General features: G+C 71.2%; 16 protein-coding genes. 3 read left to right on the top strand and 13 right to left on the bottom strand.

The window, feature by feature from the left end:
- Window positions 1-87 precede the first annotated feature (87 nt).
- Window positions 88-1431, bottom strand: a complete 1344-nt coding sequence (xseA, locus tag LAJ50_RS13905; protein WP_138652485.1) for an exodeoxyribonuclease VII large subunit — start codon at window positions 1429-1431, stop codon at window positions 88-90.
- A 122-nt stretch (window positions 1432-1553) separates the two neighbouring features.
- On the opposite strand from xseA, the gene ispG reads away from it, so the two are divergent.
- The gene (gene ispG / locus LAJ50_RS13900) at window positions 1554-2840 is read left to right on the top strand and encodes a flavodoxin-dependent (E)-4-hydroxy-3-methylbut-2-enyl-diphosphate synthase (protein WP_165424049.1); all 1287 of its coding nucleotides are present in this window, start codon (window positions 1554-1556) and stop codon (window positions 2838-2840) included.
- Between the two features lie 34 nt (window positions 2841-2874).
- Window positions 2875-3534 carry a phosphatase PAP2 family protein gene (locus LAJ50_RS13895; protein WP_224096592.1) on the top strand — a complete coding sequence of 220 codons (660 nt, stop codon included), beginning with the start codon at window positions 2875-2877 and terminating at the stop codon, window positions 3532-3534.
- Here LAJ50_RS13895 and LAJ50_RS13890 read toward each other — a convergent pair whose 3' ends face one another.
- The 12 genes from LAJ50_RS13890 to LAJ50_RS13835 form a co-directional block, all read right to left on the bottom strand.
- On the bottom strand, window positions 3535-4224 hold the full coding sequence (locus LAJ50_RS13890; protein WP_138652487.1) for an aspartate/glutamate racemase family protein: 690 nt from the start codon (window positions 4222-4224) through the stop codon (window positions 3535-3537).
- Window positions 4225-4243: 19 nt separating this feature from the next.
- Window positions 4244-5155 (bottom strand): DMT family transporter, encoded by a 912-nt coding sequence (locus LAJ50_RS13885; RefSeq protein WP_255469359.1) that lies wholly within the window; start codon window positions 5153-5155, stop codon window positions 4244-4246.
- On the bottom strand, window positions 5155-6198 hold the full coding sequence (gene murB / locus LAJ50_RS13880; protein WP_138652489.1) for a UDP-N-acetylmuramate dehydrogenase: 1044 nt from the start codon (window positions 6196-6198) through the stop codon (window positions 5155-5157). The genes LAJ50_RS13885 and murB overlap by 1 nt, the downstream gene beginning before the upstream one ends.
- On the bottom strand, window positions 6195-7250 hold the full coding sequence (locus tag LAJ50_RS13875) for a quinone-dependent dihydroorotate dehydrogenase (RefSeq protein ID WP_138652597.1): 1056 nt from the start codon (window positions 7248-7250) through the stop codon (window positions 6195-6197). Before LAJ50_RS13875 ends, murB begins: the two co-directional genes overlap by 4 nt.
- Window positions 7251-7267: 17 nt before the next feature.
- Entirely contained in the window at window positions 7268-7555 is a 288-nt protein-coding gene (locus LAJ50_RS13870) for a DUF4190 domain-containing protein (RefSeq protein ID WP_138652491.1), read from the bottom strand.
- Complete coding sequence (locus tag LAJ50_RS13865; protein ID WP_138652493.1) at window positions 7552-8340, bottom strand: class I SAM-dependent methyltransferase; 789 nt, start codon at window positions 8338-8340, stop codon at window positions 7552-7554. The genes LAJ50_RS13870 and LAJ50_RS13865 overlap by 4 nt, the downstream gene beginning before the upstream one ends.
- A gap of 435 nt (window positions 8341-8775) precedes the next feature.
- Window positions 8776-10338: a sodium/sugar symporter gene (locus tag LAJ50_RS13860; protein ID WP_138652495.1), complete on the bottom strand. Its 1563-nt coding sequence runs from the start codon at window positions 10336-10338 to the stop codon at window positions 8776-8778.
- 83 nt (window positions 10339-10421) lie between these two features.
- A complete protein-coding gene (locus tag LAJ50_RS13855; protein WP_138652497.1) occupies window positions 10422-11297 on the bottom strand; it encodes a 2-dehydro-3-deoxygalactonokinase in 876 nt (291 codons plus the stop codon).
- The gene (locus tag LAJ50_RS13850; protein WP_138652499.1) at window positions 11294-12193 is read right to left on the bottom strand and encodes an SMP-30/gluconolactonase/LRE family protein; all 900 of its coding nucleotides are present in this window, start codon (window positions 12191-12193) and stop codon (window positions 11294-11296) included. Before LAJ50_RS13850 ends, LAJ50_RS13855 begins: the two co-directional genes overlap by 4 nt.
- Window positions 12194-12197: 4 nt before the next feature.
- Window positions 12198-13346: a galactonate dehydratase gene (dgoD, locus tag LAJ50_RS13845; RefSeq protein WP_138652500.1), complete on the bottom strand. Its 1149-nt coding sequence runs from the start codon at window positions 13344-13346 to the stop codon at window positions 12198-12200.
- Window positions 13343-13969: a 2-dehydro-3-deoxy-6-phosphogalactonate aldolase gene (locus tag LAJ50_RS13840; RefSeq protein ID WP_138652501.1), complete on the bottom strand. Its 627-nt coding sequence runs from the start codon at window positions 13967-13969 to the stop codon at window positions 13343-13345. The genes dgoD and LAJ50_RS13840 overlap by 4 nt, the downstream gene beginning before the upstream one ends.
- Window positions 13970-13973: 4 nt before the next feature.
- Window positions 13974-14714 (bottom strand): SDR family oxidoreductase, encoded by a 741-nt coding sequence (locus LAJ50_RS13835; protein ID WP_138652502.1) that lies wholly within the window; start codon window positions 14712-14714, stop codon window positions 13974-13976.
- Window positions 14715-14999: 285 nt separating this feature from the next.
- On the opposite strand from LAJ50_RS13835, the gene LAJ50_RS13830 reads away from it, so the two are divergent.
- Window positions 15000-15917, top strand: a complete 918-nt coding sequence (locus LAJ50_RS13830; RefSeq protein WP_138652503.1) for a LysR substrate-binding domain-containing protein — start codon at window positions 15000-15002, stop codon at window positions 15915-15917.
- The last annotated feature ends 82 nt before the right edge of the window (window positions 15918-15999 follow it).

The following is a 15999-nucleotide window of genomic DNA, read 5'->3' as shown; positions in this document are numbered from 1 at the left end:
GCGTGGCGCCAGGCGCACGCCCCTTCCGGGGCCGGCCCGATCGCCGGCCGGATCACCCGGATTCCGTCACGGATTGGGGGCCGGCGCTCAGTCGCGCGGCGGCAGCACCTGCACGCTGAGCGTGCCGTCGGCCAGCCGCGCCTCCAGCCGCTCGCCCACCGTCACCTGCGTGGCCCTGCGCACCAGCGTGCCGTCCTCCCGGCTCACCAGCGCATAGCCGCGGGCCACCGTCGCCAGCGGGCTGATGGCCTCCAGCGAGCGCGCCAGCCCGGCCAGGCGCAGGGCCTCGCGCTGCAGATGGCGGCCGATGGCCGCCTGCGGGCGCGTCTGCAGGGCCGCCAGGCGCTCGGCCAGCGCGGCCAGCCGGCGCTGCGGCGAATGCGCGCGCAGCACGCCCTCGGCGTGGCGCAGCCGCGCCCGGCGCTGCTCCAGCTGCCGCTGCCACTGCGCCTGCAGGTGGCGCAGCGCGTCGGCGTGGCGGCGGCGCATCAGCGCCAGCCGCGCCTGCGGACCCTGCGCCTGCAGGCGCAGCCAGGCGCGGTCCACGCGCTGCTGGACGCGGTCCATGCGGTGCGCGTGCAGGGTGTGCAGGCGCCGGCCCAGGCCGCGCAGGCGGGTGCCCAGGTCGGCGATGGACGGCACCAGCAGCTCGGCCGCGGCCGAGGGCGTGGGCGCGCGCAGGTCGGCGGCGAAATCGCACAGGGTGAAGTCGGTCTCGTGGCCGACCGCCGACACCACCGGCACCGCGCAGGCGGCCACCGCGCGCACCAGCGCCTCGTCGTTGAATGCCCACAGGTCCTCGATCGAGCCGCCGCCGCGCGTGACCAGCAGCGCGTCGTAGCGGCCGCTGGTGCCGGCGGCGCGTACCAGGGCAGCGATCTGCGCCGCCGCCGCGGTGCCCTGCACCTGGGTCGGCAGCACCTCCACCTCCAGCAGCGGAAAGCGCCGGCCCAGCACGCTGATCACATCGCGGACCGCCGCGCCGCTGGGCGAGGTGATCACCGCCAGCCGGCGCGGGAAGGCCGGGAGCACGCGCTTGCGCGCCGGGTCGAACAGGCCCTCTGCCGCCAGCCGCGCCTTGAGCTGCTCGAACGCCCGCCGCAGCGCGCCTTCGCCGGCCTCCTCCATGTGGTCCAGCACCAGCTGGTACTCGCCGCGCGCCTCGTACAGCGTGACCCGCCCGCGTGCCAGCACGCGCAGGCCCTCGCGCGGGACGAACTTCAGCCAGCTGCTCTTGGGCTTGAACATCGCGCAGCGCACCTGGGCGCGCGCGTCCTTCAGGGTGAAGTACAGGTGTCCCGACGCGGGCCGGGTGACGTTGCCCAGTTCGGCCTCCACCCAGATCGCCGGGAAGCTGCCTTCCAGCAGGTCGCGGGCCAGGGTATTGAGCTGGGACGGGGTCAGGACGTCGCGGTCGGGCAGTTCGTTCATCAGCGCGCCAGTGTAGCCGCGCCCGTGTGGGTGGGTTGGTGGGAGCCGCCATGGCGGCGATGAAGCGTTCCCGGTAAAGCCTCTCGCCGCCGTGGCGGCTCCCACACCTGGCACGGGCTAAAATGCGCGTCATGAACGCCATTCCCACCCCGCTGCCCGTGTCCGAACCCACGCCCATCGCCGCCGGCAGCCAGCCGCGGCGCGCCACGCATGGCGTGCGCGTGGGCAAGGTGCAGCTGGGCGGCGGCGCGCCGGTGGTGGTGCAGTCGATGACCAACACCGACACCGCCGACGTGGCCGCCAGCGTCAAGCAGGTGGCCGAGCTGTGGCGGGCCGGTTCGGAGCTGGTGCGCCTGACGGTGAACACGCCCGAGGCCGCCGCCGCCATCCCGCGCATCGTCGACAAGCTGGCGATGATGGGCATCGAGGTGCCGCTGATCGGCGACTTCCACTACAACGGCCACCAGCTGCTGGCGGGCGAACCGGCCTGCGCCGAAGCGCTGGCCAAGTACCGCATCAACCCCGGCAACGTCGGCTTCGGCAAGAAGAAGGACACCCAGTTCGCCCAGCTGATCGAGTTCGCCATCCGCTACGGCAAGCCGGTGCGCATCGGCGCCAACTGGGGCTCGCTGGACCAGGCGCTGGCCGCCGCGCTGATGGACCAGAACGCCCAGCGCGCCCAGCCCTGGGAGGCCACCGCGGTGCTGCGCGAGGCGCTGATCCGTTCGGCGCTGGACTCGGCCCACCGCGCGGTGGAGCTGGGCCTGCCGGCCGACCGCATCGTGCTCTCGGCCAAGGTCTCCGGCGTGCAGGAGCTGATCGCCGTCTATCGCGACCTGGCGCGCCGCAGCGAGTTCGCCCTGCACCTGGGCCTGACCGAGGCCGGCATCGGTTCCAAGGGCATCGTGGCGTCCTCGGCGGCGCTGGCGGTGCTGCTGCAGGAAGGCATCGGCGACACCATCCGCATCTCGCTCACACCCGAGCCCGGCACCTCGCGCACGCAGGAAGTCATCGTCGCCCAGGAACTGCTGCAGACCACCGGCCTGCGCGCGTTCACGCCGATGGTCACCGCCTGCCCGGGCTGCGGACGCACCACTTCGGAGTTCTTCCAGGAGCTGGCCAAGGTCGTGCAGGAACATGTGCGCGGCAAGATGCCCGAATGGAAGATCACCCGCCCCGGCGCCGAGCACATGACCCTGGCGGTGATGGGCTGCGTGGTCAACGGCCCGGGCGAATCGCGCCACGCCAACATCGGCATCTCGCTGCCGGGTACGGGCGAGGCGCCGTCGGCGCCGGTGTTCATCGATGGCGAGAAGGCGGTGACCCTGCGCGGGGAGAACATCGCGCACGAGTTCGTCGCCCTGATCGACGAGTACGTCGACCGCCACTACGCGCCCAGTGCGGGCTGAGCGTCCCCGCGACGGCGCGGGCGTCGTCGCCCGCATCCTGCAGCGCATCGGCTGGCGCATGGGCCTGCTGTTCGCGGCGATCCTGCTGCCGCTGTGGGGCTTCGCCGAGCTGGGCGACGAGGTGCACGAGGCCGAAAGCTTCGTCTTCGACGATCCGATCCTGCTGCGCGCCAAGGCGCTGTCCGGCCCGTGGCTGGACCAGGCCTTCCTGGGCATCAGCTGGGCCGGCTACCAGGGCGTGATCCTGGTCGATGCGCTGCTGGTGGCAGGCCTGCTGCTGGCGCGGCGCTGGCGCGAGGCCACCTTCGTCGGCGCGACCGTGGTCGGCTCGGCCCTGCTGAACATGGGCACCAAGCAGCTGTTCGGGCGCGCGCGGCCGAGTCTGTGGGAATCGATCTCGCCCGAGGACACCTTCAGCTTCCCCAGCGGCCATGCGATGGGCTCGATGACGCTGATGGCGGTGCTGGTGCTGCTGGCCTGGGGCACGCGCGGGCGCTGGCCGGTGCTGGTCCTGTGCGCGATGGTCGCCCTGGCCGTGGGCGCCTCGCGCGTCTACCTCGGCGTGCACTACCCGTCGGACATCCTGGGCGGCTGGGCCGCGGCGATCGCCTGGACCGTCGGTGTCTATGCCGCGGTGTTCCGCGGCGCGCGGCGGCCGTGGAAGACGCCGCAGGTCGAACCGCCGGCGCGCTGATCAGTCCAGTGCATGCAGCGCCGCGGTGCGGGCGTGCAGCGTGGTGGTGTCGAACAGCGGCACGCTGGCGTCGGCCTCGCCGACCAGCAGCGAGATCTCGGTGCAGCCCAGGATGATGCCTTCGGCGCCCGCGGCAACCAGGCGCGTCATGACCTCGCGGTAGGCCTCGCGCGAGGCGTCGTCGATCACGCCCTGGCACAGTTCGTCGTAGATGATGCGATGCACCGTGTCGCGGTCCGGCGCCGACGGCACGATCACCTCCAGCCCGCGCGCTTCCAGCCGCTTGCGGTAGAAGTCCTGCTCCATGGTGAAGCGCGTGCCGAGCAGGCCGACGCGGCCGATGCCGGCCTCGATCAGCGCCTGGGCGGTGGCATCGGCGATGTGCAGCAACGGCAGCGGCGTGGCTTCGGTGATCGCGTCGGCGACCTTGTGCATGGTGTTGGTGCACAGCACGATGAAGTCCGCGCCGCCGGCCTGCAGGCGGCGCGCGGCGTCGGCCATCGCCGCGCCGGCCGCGTCCCAGTCGCCGGCGTGCTGCAGCACTTCGATCTCGTGGAAGTCCACGCTGTACAGCAGCACCTTGGCCGAGTGCAGCCCACCGCGCGCCTCGCGCACGGTCTGGTTGATGAGGCGGTAGTAGGGCAGGGTGGATTCCCAGCTCATGCCGCCGATCAGGCCGATGGTCTGCATTGGATCTCCTGATGTGGGGTCATTCGCCAGGCTTGGCGCCCTCGACCGGGGCGGTGGTCGCCGCGCGCCGGGCGAGGGTGGCCTCGCGTTGGGCGATGTAGGCCGTGGAGGCCAGGATGATGCCGGCGCCGACCGCCGTCCACCCATCCAGCCGTTCGCCGAACAGCCAGCCGCCCAGCACGATCACCAGCGGCAGCTGCATGAAGCTGATCGGCTGCAGCGCCGAGACCTCGCCCAGCTTCAGCGCGCGCGTCCACAGCAGCTGGCCGCCGGTGCCGAACACCCCGCAGCCCAGCAGCCACAGCCAGGTGATGCCCTGCGGCCAGCGCCAGTGCGCCAGCGCCAGCAGCAGCGACATCGGCACCCAGAACAGGTAGGTGTAGAACACTACCGTGTCCGGCGGATCGATGCGCGAGAGCTGCTTGATCTGGATCGCCACCACCGCGCTGGTCACCGCCGCGGCCACCGCCACCAGCAGCCCGGGCGAGAACTGCGCCGAGCCGGGGCGCAGGATCACCAGCACGCCGATGAAGCCCGCGGCCACCGCCAGCCAGCGCCGCACGTGGACGCGTTCGCCCAGCCAGAACACCGCCGCGATGGTCACGAACAGCGGCGTGGAGTACGACAGCGAGATGGCCTGCGACAGCGGCAGGTGCGCGATCGCCCAGAAGCCGCACAGCATCGAGCACAGCCCGATCAGGGTGCGCACCAGATAGCGCGGCAGGTGCGCGGTACGCGGCGCCGGTCGGCCCGGGCGCAGCACCATCGGCAGCAGCACGGCCAGGCCGATGGCGTTGCGGAAGAAGGCGATCTCGGTGGTGCCCAGCGACTGCGAGGCCAGGCGGATGCTGATGGCCATCAGGCCGAAGGACAGCGTGCTGGCCAGCATCAGCAGCGCCGCGCGCAGCGGCGCGACCGGCGCCGGGGCGATCACCACGTCGCGCCGACGATGCGCGGTTCGGGTTCGATCGCCACGCCGAAGCGCGCCTGCACCGAGGCGGCGATGCGCCGTGCCAGCGCCAGCAGCTGCGCGCCGCTGGCGCCGCCGTGATTGACCAGCACCAGCGCGTGGTCGGGCGAGACGCCGGCGTCGCCGTCGCGCTGGCCCTTCCAGCCGGCCTGTTCGATCAGCCAGGCCGCCGGGAGCTTGCGCGTGTCGGCGGCATCGCCCGGGAACACCGGCAGGCCGGGGAAATCGGCCGCCAGCCGTTCGGCCAGCGCCGCCGGTACGATCGGGTTCTTGAAGAAGCTGCCGGCGTTGCCCAGCACCGCCGGGTCGGGCAGCTTGCGGCTGCGCACGCGGATCACCGCCTGCGCTACCTCGGCCGGGCCCGGCTCGGCCACGCCCATCGCGTCCAACTCGGCGCGCAGCCCCGCGTAGTCCAGGCGCAGGTCCGCCACGCGCGACAGGGCGAAGGTCACCGCGGTGATGATCCAGCGCCCGGGCTGGCGCTTGAACACGCTGTCGCGGTAGCCGAAGGCGCATTCGGCCCGCGACAGCCGGCACCAGTCGCCGGCGCGGGTATCCCAGGCCTCGACGCTGTCGATGTGCTCGCCGACCTCCACGCCGTAGGCGCCGATGTTCTGGATCGCGCAGGCGCCCACGGTGCCGGGGATCAGGGCCAGGTTCTCCAGGCCGAACGCGCCCTGCGCGAGGGTCCACAGCACCAGCTCGTGCCAGACCACGCCGGCCTCCGCGCGCACCCGCACGCCGGCCTCGTCGTCGTCGAGCAGGTCGATGCGCCGCGCGTCGAAGCCCAGCGCCACGCCGTCCAGATCGCCGGCCAGCAGCAGGTTGCTGCCGGCGCCGATGGGCAGCAGCGGCTGGCCCTGGACCGCCGGCAGGGCCAGGGCCTCGGGCAGCGCGGCCAGGTCGGCCACCTGCAGCAGGTAGCGGGCCTGCGCGGCGACGCCGAAGGTGTTGCGGGAACGGAGCGGGGCGTGCTCGGTCAGCAGCCAGCGCGATGCGCTCATGCCGGGGCGACCGGGCCGCCGCTGGGCTGCTCGCGGCGGCGGCGGATGGCTTCCACGCATTCGTGGACCAGCGAGGGCCCGCGATAGACCAGGCCCGAATACAGCTGCACCAGCGAGGCGCCCGCCGACATCTTGGCCACCGCGTCGGCCCCGGAGGTGATGCCGCCCACGCCGATCAGCGGGATCTCCTGCGGCAGGCGCGTGCGCATGCGCCGCAGTACCAGCGTGGACTGGCCCATCAGCGGCGCGCCGGACAGCCCACCGGCCTGGCCGGCGTGCGGATGGGCGATCACCGCGCTGCGGTCGATGGTGGTGTTGGTGGCGATCACGCCATCGACCGACAGGTCGGCCAGGACGCGGCAGACCGCGTCGATGTCCGGGTCGGACAGGTCGGGGGCCACCTTGACCAGCATCGGCACGCGCTTGCCGTGCTGCGCGCCGAACCGCTCCTGCGCCTCGCGCAGCGTGCCGATGAGCTGGCGCAGGGACTGCTCTTCCTGCAGTTCACGCAGGCCGGCGGTGTTGGGCGAGGAGATGTTGATGGTGATGTAGTCGGCCAGCGGATACACGCGTTCCAGGCAGAACAGGTAGTCCTGCGCGGCCGACTCGTTGGGCGTGTCCTTGTTCTTGCCGATGTTGATGCCCAGCAGGCCGCCCTTGCGGCGCGCGCGCTGCACGTTGCGCACCAGCGCATCGACGCCTTCGTTGTTGAAGCCCAGCCGGTTGATCACCGCCCGGTGCTGCGGCAGCCGGAACATGCGCGGCTGCGGATTGCCGGCCTGCGGGCGCGGGGTGACCGTGCCGACCTCGACGAAGCCGAAGCCCAGCGCCAGCAGCGCGTCGATATGCGCGCCGTTCTTGTCCAGGCCCGCGGCCAGTCCGACCGGATTGGGGAAGTCCAGCCCCAGCACGCGCGTGGGCATCGGCCCGGGTTGGCGCGTGGCCAGGCCGAGCGTGCCGGTGCGGTAGGCCAGCTCCAGCGCCCGCAGGCCGGCGCCGTGCGCCTGCTCGGCGTCCAGGGCGAACAGGAACGGGCGCGCCAGGGAATACATCGGAATCATGCGGTCCTTCAGTTGGCGTACGCCGCCAGCGCAGCGAGGCCGCCGAAGAACAGGAACAGCGCCGCGATGCCCAGCACCAGCAGCACCAGGTGCAGCCAGCCCAGCACCAGCCCGGCCACGGCCATGCCGTCGCCATCCATCGCGCCCTGGCTGCGGCGGATCTCGGCGCGCGCCATGTGGCCGGTGATGATCGCCACGAGCGCGCCGATGGTGGGCAGCAGGCTCCAGCCCAGGATGCCGAACACCAGCGAGACCACGGCCAGGCTGCTGGTGGGACGTGCGACGGCGACGTTCATGCGGCGGCTCCTTCGGGCGGTGAGGCAAGGGTACCGGCAAAGGCGCGCGTGTCGTAGTCGAACGACACCGTCCCGTCCACCGCGGTGGCCTCGAACAGGGCGCGCAGCGCGGCGATCATCGGCGCATGGCGCGGATGGCCGGCCTGCGGCGCGTAGGACGAGGACAGCAGGCGCCCGCGCAGTGCGTCGAAATCCAGCCGCTGGCCGTGGTCGAAGCGCACCATGCCCCTGAGCCCGCCGCCGAACCAGGCCCTCATCGCCGCATCGTCGCTGTAGCGTTCGGCCACGCTGGTGTAGTCCAGGCCGTAGTCCAGCAGCAGCCGCTCATAGCCTTCCAGGAACGGCGTGCCGGTCAGCCGGCGCGAGTTCCAGAACACCACCGCCAGCCCCCCGGGCCGCAGGATGCGCGCCCACTCGCGCCGAACCGCCTGCTGGTCGAACCAGTGGAACGCCTGCGCCGCGATCACCAGCCCGACGCTGGCGTCGGCCAGCGTGGTCGCCTCGGCCGTCCCGTCCACCGCGGCAAAGCGCGCATCGCCCCCCAGCCACTCCACCGCCGCCGCGCGCATGGCGGCATTGGGCTCCACCGCGGTGACCGGATGGCCGCCGTCGAGAAACAGCTTGGAGGAAATGCCCGTGCCGGCGCCGATGTCGGCCACCGACGCGTCGCGCGCCACGCCCATCGGCCCCTGCAGCCACTCGATCAGCGCGGGTGGGTAATCGGGCCGATAGCGCACATAGTCGGCCACGCGCGAGGTGAAACGTTGGGTTGAATCCAGCGACATGCGGAACTCCCGGTAACCGGCCCGGGAGACGTCCGGACTGCGATCGGTCCGCAGATTTTAGGCCCTTCGCCGGCGCGGGGCTGGGCGGCTGCACTTCGCCCACTGGGTTCGAGCCGGGAAGATTCAGGTTCTGACGCACACGGTCAGGGGTGCTTACGACCCGAAATCCTCTATCTCAACTCGCGAGGCAGCGGGCCGGCGGGCGGTGGCCGCGCCTAGCGAGGCAGGAAGCCGAGCGCCTTAAGGCAGGGCAGGCTGCCCTGATCGAGGGACAAGCGGCCGCCCGCCGGACCGCTGCCCCTCCGAAGTCAAAAAAGCTCAGGCGCCGCAATCCCCACCGGGAGAAGGACCGCTTCCGGGCCTGCTTCACATGCCAACAGTCAGGACGAACGGACACCAGCACGTCGTCTAAGCGTTAGCCACTCGGCTGCAGACTCACCAGAACACGGCGTACAGACTGATCAGAATCACCACCACCAGCAGCGCGGCCAGATTGAAGCCCTTGCTGGTGGTGTAGTCGATGTCGTCCAATTCCACGTTGTAGCGGCTCTGGCCACCGCGCTGCACCAGCGAGATCACCACCGCCAGCGCGATGCAGGCCAGGAACACCAGGCCGACGCGGTCCATGAAGGCCACCGAAGGCAGCCACAGCTTCAACGCCAGCGACAGCACCGCCGAGGCCACCGCGGCCACCAAGGCCGCCGTGGCCGTGGTGCGCTTCCAGAACATGCCCAGCAGGAAGATCACGCAGATGCCAGGGGTGAAGAAGCCCGTGAACTCCTGGATGTACTGGAACGCCTGATCGAAGCTGCCCAGCAGCGGACGCGCCGAGAAGATGGCCAGCACCAGCGCCAGCGCCGCGGCGATGCGACCCACCCGCACCAGCTGCTTCTCGGAGGCCCCACGCCGCAGCGGCCGATAGACGTCCATGGTGAAGATGGTCGCGATGGAATTGATCTTGGAGCCCAGCGACGCGATCACCGCCGCCATCAGCGCCGCGAACACCACGCCGAGGATCCCGTTGGGCAGCAGGCTCATCAGATGCGGATAGGCCGCGTCCGGACGCTCCAGGCCCGGCGCCAGCAGCACCGCCGCGATGCCCGGTACCACGATGATGAGCGGCATCATCAGCTTCAGGAACGCCGCCAGCACGATGCCCTTCTGTGCCTCGCCCAGGCTCTTGGCGGCCAGCGCGCGCTGGATGATGTACTGGTTGAAGCCCCAGTAGGACACGTTCATCACCCACATGCCGCCCAGCAGCACCGACAGCCCCGGCAGATCCTTGTAGTGCGGATTGGAGCGGTCCAGGATCATGTGGAACTTCTCCGGCGCCCGCTGCAGCAGGACTTGGAAGCCGGCGACCACGCCCGCTCCGTCGGCCACCTTGTCCAGCGCGATCCAGGTGATGAGCAGACCGCCCAGCACCAGCAGCGAGACCTGCACGAAGTCCGTCAGCGCCACCGCCTTCAGCCCGCCGTACAGCGCGTACGCGCCGGCGAACAGGCCCAGCGCCACCAGCGCCACGTCCACGTCCACCCCGGCCACGGTATGCACTGCGGTGGCGCCGAGCCACAGGATCGAGGTCAGGTTGACGAACACGTACACGCCCAGCCAGAACAGCGCCATCACCGTGCGCACCGTCGGGCTGTACCGCTTCTCCAGGAACTCGGGCATCGTGTAGATGCCGTTCTTCAGGAAGATCGGCAGGAAGAACTTGCCGACGATGATCAGCGTCAGCGCCGCCATCCACTCGTAGGAGGCGATGCCCAGGCCGATCACATAGCCCGAGCCGGACATACCGATGATCTGCTCGGCCGAGATGTTGGCCGCGATCAGCGAGGTGCCGATGGCCCACCACGGCAGCGCACGGCTGGCCAGGAAATAGTCCTGCGCACTGCGCTGCCCGCCGCGCTTCTCGCGCGAGACCCACTGGGCCAGGGCGAAGATGAAGATCGCATAGAGGACGACGATGCAGGTGTCGAGCGGGGACAGGCGCATGGTTCAGGGGTTCCTGGCAGGATCGCCCGGCCGCGCCTCCGCCCGCGCGGGACGGACGGTGCGAGGCAGGGCGGAGGGACGTTTCATCGGGACAGCTGGTACAGCCCGCTGGCGGCAAGATCCTCGTCGTGCGGGACGCTGTCGATTCCCAACAAGTCGAAGGCCCGCCGGTAGCGCGCGCCGAGCGCCGGGCTGCCGATCAGGTGCACCGGCGCCGGCAGCGGCATGCGCGCGCGGACCTCGTGGCCGATCAGCAGGCCGGACAGATAGGACGGCGCCTGTGCCGGCGCCAGCCGGTCGAACAGGCCCAGGGTGCGCAGCCCGAACAGATGCTGCAGCAGCCCGCCCGGCTCGCCGCTGCGGCGCACGCCGGCGGCGAACGCCTCGCCATCGAAGGCGTCCTGGTCCCGCGCTGGCGGCATGCTGCGCGCCAGCATGCTGTGCTGGCGGTACAGGGCGTAGGACTCGCCGGTCATCGCGGTGCGCACGGCGGCGATCGCACCGGCTTCCAGCGACACCCACTTGCTGTGCGTCCCTGGCAGGCAGGCCAGGGTCGCGTCGGGCTGTCGTCGCAGCAGGCCCACGATCTGCGTTTCCTCACCGCGCATGACGTCGGGCACGGCATCGGCGCCGTCGCACACGCCTGGCACCACGCGCACGCGTCGGCCTTCCAGGACGGTGTGCCTGGTCGGGATCTCCTGCAGCGCCTGCGCCAGCGCGGCCGGCGTGGCCGGGCAGGGCAGGTAGGGCGCCTCGGACCAGCCGCCGCGCGCGCCGACCATCCCGCACAGCAGCAGCTCGGTGTCGTCCCAGCCCTGCAGCGCATCGGCCAGCAGTGCCGGCGTCGCCGCGCCATGGCCGAGCGCGCCCAGATCCGCGCGCCGTGTGTCCACGATCGCGCCGTTCGCGTCGAGCCGCCAGGCGCGCAGGCTGCTGCTGCCCCAGTCGATGGCGATCATGCGCGCACCCGGCCTTCGGGCAGGCCCGCGATGCCGGGTGCGCAGGCGAACAGCCCGCCGGCCTGCGGCGTGCGCGCCAGTTCCTCGGCGGTGTGGTCCAGGCGCGAGCTGATCACGAACAGATGCCGCAGATCAGGCCCGCCGAAGGCCGGGCAGGTGGGATGCTTGACCGGCATCGGCACGATCCGTTCGATCCGGCCATCGGGCGCATAGCGCACCACGCGCCAGGCGCGCCACTGCGCGTTCCAGAGATGGCCTTCGGCATCGATGACCGAGCCATCCGGTTCGGCCCCCTCGGCATCGACCTGCGCGAACACGCGCGGACTGCCGGTCCAGGCGCGGTCCGGATCGTAGTCGCAGCACAGGATGCGCGGCTGCAACGAGTCGCAGTAGTACAGCGTGCGGCCGTCGCGGCTGAAGCAGATCGAGTTGGGAATCGAGACCCCGCCCAGCGGCAGCCGGCGCAGGCCATGGGCGAAGGAGAACTGGTAGAAGGCGCCGCGCGCGGCCTTGTCGGGATGCTCGTCCATGGTGCCGAACACGAAATTCCCGTGGCGGTCGGCGCGGCCATCGTTGCTGCGCGTATGCGGCTGATCGGCCTCGACCGCGCACACCGTCTGAAGCGGCAGCGCGCCGGCGGGCGCGTCCGGGTCGGCCAGGGCGATCGACTTGGCCATCACCACCAGCAGCCGGCCGTCTTCCATCAGTCCCAGGCAGGCCGGACGGTCGGGCAACGACCAGGATCGGGTGAGGGCGTCGGCCGGGTCGTGGCGCCACAGGCGCTGCCCGCTGATGTCCACCCAGAACACGGCCTGCCGTTGTTCGCACCACAGCACGCCTTCGCCGTGCGTGCAGCGGCTGTCCACCGCCAGGGCGACGCTGGCCGCGGCGCTCATCGGCTCACCATTCGGCCACGCTGCCATCGGCATGGCGCCACAGCGGGTTGGCCCAGTCCGGCGGCGTGCGGTTGGCGTGGACCAGCCGCTCCTCGTCGATCTCCACGCCCAGGCCCGGCCTGGGCAGCGCGGCGATGTAGCCGTCCACGCAGGCGAAATCTTCCTTGTTGACCAGATAGTCCAGCAGGTCGGCGCCCTGGTTGTAGTGGATGCCGATGCTCTGTTCCTGCAGCACCGCGTTGTGCGAGACCAGATCCACCTGCAGGCACGCGGCCAGCGCGACCGGGCCGAGCGGGCAGTGCGGCGCCAGCGCCACGTCGTGGGCCTCGGCCATCGCCGCGATCTTCAGGCATTCGGTGATGCCGCCGGCATGCGACAAGTCCGGCTGCAGCATCGCCAGGCCGCCCTGGGCCAGCACGTGCTTGAACTCGAAGCGCGAGTACATGCGCTCGCCGGCGGCCAGCGGGATGCTGGTGGCATCGGCCAGGCGCGCGTAGTGCTCGTAGTGTTCGGCCAGCACCGGTTCCTCCACGAACAGCGGCCGGTAGGGTTCCAGCTCGCGCAGCAGCGTCCTGGCCATCGGCACGCCGACGCGGCCGTGGAAGTCGATGCCGAAGTCCACCGTGTCGCCCAGCGCCGCGCGGATGCCGGCGATCTTGGCCACCGCCGCATCGACCGCGCGCGGGCTGTCGATCAGGCGCATCTCCTCGGTGCCGTTGAGCTTGAAGGTGTCGTAGCCCAGCGCCTGATGGGCCTGCATCTGCGCCACGATGTCGCCCGGGCGGTCGCCGCCGACCCAGCGATAGGTCTTCATCCGGTCGCGCACCAGGCCGCCGAGCAGCTGGTACACCGGCACGCCCAGCGCCTTGCCCTTGATGTCCCACAGCGCCTGGTCGATGCCGGCGATGGCGCTCATTAGGATCGCGCCGCCACGGTAGAAGCCGCCACGGTACAGGGTCTGCCAGAGGTCGTTGATGCGCGCCGGGTCCTGGCCGACCACGTACTGCGACAGCTCGTGCACCGCTGCTTCGACGCTGCGCGCCTTGCCTTCGATGACCGGTTCGCCCCAGCCGGTGATGCCCTCGTCGGTCTCGACCTTGAGGAACAGCCAGCGCGGCGCGGCGTGGTAGGTGGTCAAGCGGGTGATCTTCATCCCTGAGCGTCCTGGTAGGCCTGCACGAAGGCATGCGCGTGCGCGGCGGTGGTCTCGGGCGTCTGGCCCGGCCGGTACAGCTCGCCGCCGATGCCGGCCCCGGCCGCGCCCTGGGCGAGGAAGCCGGCCAGCGTGTCGGGGGTGACGCCGCCGACCACGTACACCGGCACCGCCGCCGGCAGCACCGAGCGCAGCGCGCGCACATGGCCGGCGCCGTAGGTGGCGGCGGGGAACAGCTTGAGGATCTGCGCGCCGGCATCGATCGCATCGAACGCCTCGCTGGCCGTGGCGAAGCCGGCCACCACCGTCATGCCGCACTCGACCGCATGGCGGATCAGCGAGGGCCGCGTGTTGGGCGTGACGATGAAGCGCGCGCCGATCTCGGCCAGCGCATCGACCTGCTCGTTGTGCAGCACGGTGCCGGCGCCGATCCGCGCGTGCGCGCCGTACTCGCGATGGGCCAGCGCGATGCTGTCCTGCCAGCGCGGCGAATTGAGCGGGATCTCGATGGCGTCAAAGCCGGCGCCGACCAGGGCATCGACATGCGTCGCGGTCTCTTCCGGCGTGATGCCGCGCAGGATCGCGACCAGCGGCAGCTTGAACAGGCGCGTGTCGTGGGACATGGACTTACTCGTGATAGAGCTGGGAGCGGCCGCCATCGATCAGGATGTCGGTGGCGTTGATGAAGCGGGCCTCGTCGCTGGCCAGGAACAGGGCGGTGTAGGCCACCTCCTGCGGCGTGCCGATGCGGCCCGGGGGCAGCAGCGCGGTCTGGCGTTCGCGCGCGCCCGGTTCGCGGGCGAACCAGGCCTCGATGCGCGGCACCAGGATCAGGCCGGGCGAGATCGAGTTCACCCGGATGCCGCGCGCGGCGTACTCGATGCCCAACGCCTTGGTCAGCCCGATCAGGCCGTGCTTGGCGACCGGGTAGGGGAAGGCGTGCGGGATGATCTTGTGGCCGTGCACCGAGGCGATGTTGACGATGCTGCCGGCGCCGGCGGCGACCATCGCCGGCAGCACTGCCTTGCACAGGTTCCAGGCGCCCTTGAGGTTGAGGTCCAGGCAGCGCTGCCAGTCGGCATCGCCCAGTTGAAGCGGATCGGAGAACACGTCCGCGCCCGCGTTGTTCACCAGCACATCGACGCGGCCGTGGCGTGCCAGCACGTCGGCGACGAGTGCCTGCACGCTTGCGCCGTCGGTGATGTCGCCCTGCACCAGCGCCAGGCGCGCATCGGCCGCGGCCGGCGCGTTGCGATCCAGGCCGATCACCGTGGCGCCGTGCTCGGCGAACAGCGCGGCCGTGGCCGCGCCGATGCCGCTGGCCGCGCCGGTGACCAGCGCGAGCTTGCCGGACAGCCGGCCGCTCATGCGCAAGGCGCCGGCAACGGGCCGGCGTCTGTCTGCGAATGCGTCATGGAACCCCTCCTCGGTTCATCACGATCCGTGACGGAATGGTCCGGTGCGGCCGTCTTCACGCGACGCTACCGGAATGGTCGCTCCCACCGCGACCGCGGGGTGGGAGCGGCGCTGATTATTGGAAGCCAAGCTATGCCTGGCAAATGAAATTTTTCGAGAGTTCTATTTCGCCACGGAATACGTTACGGTCCGCCACCGTCCGCGTCATCGACGCCGGTTGAGAAAGGGGACTGGACCATGCTGCTGAAGACGCGCCACCTTCTGCTTTTGCAGCATCTGCACGAGCAACGCTCGGTCCTGCGCGCCGCCGAGGCGACGCGGATGACCCAGCCGGCCGCCTCCAAGCTGCTGACCGAGATGGAGAGCCTGCTGGGCGTGCCGCTGTTCGAGCGCCACGCGCGCGGCGTCGAACCGACCCGCTACGGCGAGGTGCTGGCGCGCCATGCACGGGCGGCGCTGTCCGAGCTGGCCCATGCCGGCGATGAGATCGCCGCGCTGCGCGAGGGGCGGCTGGGGCAGGCGGCGCTGGGCACGGTCGTCAACCCGGGCACCAACCTGGTGCCGCTGGCGGTGGCGCGGGTCAAGCGCGCCTTCCCCGGCATCCTGGTCCGGGTGGAGATGGACTACAGCCGGCCGCTGGTCTCGCGCCTGCTCGATGGCCAGCTGGACATCGTGGTGGGGCGGATCATGGATGCCGAGCTGCGCGATGAGCTGGAGTTCGAGCGCCTGGCCGACGAGCCGCACGCGGTGATCGCCCGCGCCGGCCATCCGCTGAGCGGGCGCCCGCTGTCGCACGCCGACCTGGCCGGATGCGGCTGGATCGTCCCGCCGCGCGAGAGCGTGCTGCGCGCGCGGCTGGGCACGGCGTTCATGCAGTACGGCATGCCCTGGCCGGACAACGTCATCGAGACCTCGGCCCTGCCGGTGATCACCGCGCTGCTGGCCGAGAGCGACTTCCTGACCGTGCTGCCGGCGCGCTCGGTGGCGGCCCACGTCCAGGCCGGGCAGCTGGCGGTGCTGCCGATCGACATGGATGTGCAGATGGAGGACTTCGGCATCGTCCGCCGCCGCGGCCACCAGCTTTCGCCCGCCGCGTCCAGCGTCCTTGAGGCGCTGCGCGAAACGGCGCGGGGGCTTTACGACACGCCGGCGTGAGGGTCGCACGTATTCCTGGGTGAGATAGCTCCCTGTGAATATTTCATTTGTGCGGCATGTCTGCCATTCCTATGCTGCCGCC

It is taken from the genome of Pseudoxanthomonas sp. X-1 (genome assembly GCF_020042665.1).
Lineage (GTDB): Bacteria > Pseudomonadota > Gammaproteobacteria > Xanthomonadales > Xanthomonadaceae > Pseudoxanthomonas_A > Pseudoxanthomonas_A spadix_A.
Note: the sequence above shows the minus strand (reverse complement) of the source record. Positions and strands in the feature narration are given on the sequence as shown.

Coding starts and splice junctions, on each gene's coding strand:
- xseA (WP_138652485.1), bottom strand. CDS start 1,431: ATGAACGAACTGCCCGACCGCGACGTCCTGACCCCGTCCCAGCTCAAT.
- ispG (WP_165424049.1), top strand. CDS start 1,554: ATGCGCGTCATGAACGCCATTCCCACCCCGCTGCCCGTGTCCGAACCC.
- LAJ50_RS13890 (WP_138652487.1), bottom strand. CDS start 4,224: ATGCAGACCATCGGCCTGATCGGCGGCATGAGCTGGGAATCCACCCTG.
- murB (WP_138652489.1), bottom strand. CDS start 6,198: ATGAGCGCATCGCGCTGGCTGCTGACCGAGCACGCCCCGCTCCGTTCC.
- LAJ50_RS13875 (WP_138652597.1), bottom strand. CDS start 7,250: ATGTATTCCCTGGCGCGCCCGTTCCTGTTCGCCCTGGACGCCGAGCAG.
- LAJ50_RS13870 (WP_138652491.1), bottom strand. CDS start 7,555: ATGAACGTCGCCGTCGCACGTCCCACCAGCAGCCTGGCCGTGGTCTCG.
- LAJ50_RS13865 (WP_138652493.1), bottom strand. CDS start 8,340: ATGTCGCTGGATTCAACCCAACGTTTCACCTCGCGCGTGGCCGACTAT.
- LAJ50_RS13860 (WP_138652495.1), bottom strand. CDS start 10,338: ATGCGCCTGTCCCCGCTCGACACCTGCATCGTCGTCCTCTATGCGATC.
- LAJ50_RS13855 (WP_138652497.1), bottom strand. CDS start 11,297: ATGATCGCCATCGACTGGGGCAGCAGCAGCCTGCGCGCCTGGCGGCTC.
- LAJ50_RS13850 (WP_138652499.1), bottom strand. CDS start 12,193: ATGAGCGCCGCGGCCAGCGTCGCCCTGGCGGTGGACAGCCGCTGCACG.
- dgoD (WP_138652500.1), bottom strand. CDS start 13,346: ATGAAGATCACCCGCTTGACCACCTACCACGCCGCGCCGCGCTGGCTG.
- LAJ50_RS13840 (WP_138652501.1), bottom strand. CDS start 13,969: ATGTCCCACGACACGCGCCTGTTCAAGCTGCCGCTGGTCGCGATCCTG.
- LAJ50_RS13835 (WP_138652502.1), bottom strand. CDS start 14,714: ATGAGCGGCCGGCTGTCCGGCAAGCTCGCGCTGGTCACCGGCGCGGCC.
- LAJ50_RS13830 (WP_138652503.1), top strand. CDS start 15,000: ATGCTGCTGAAGACGCGCCACCTTCTGCTTTTGCAGCATCTGCACGAG.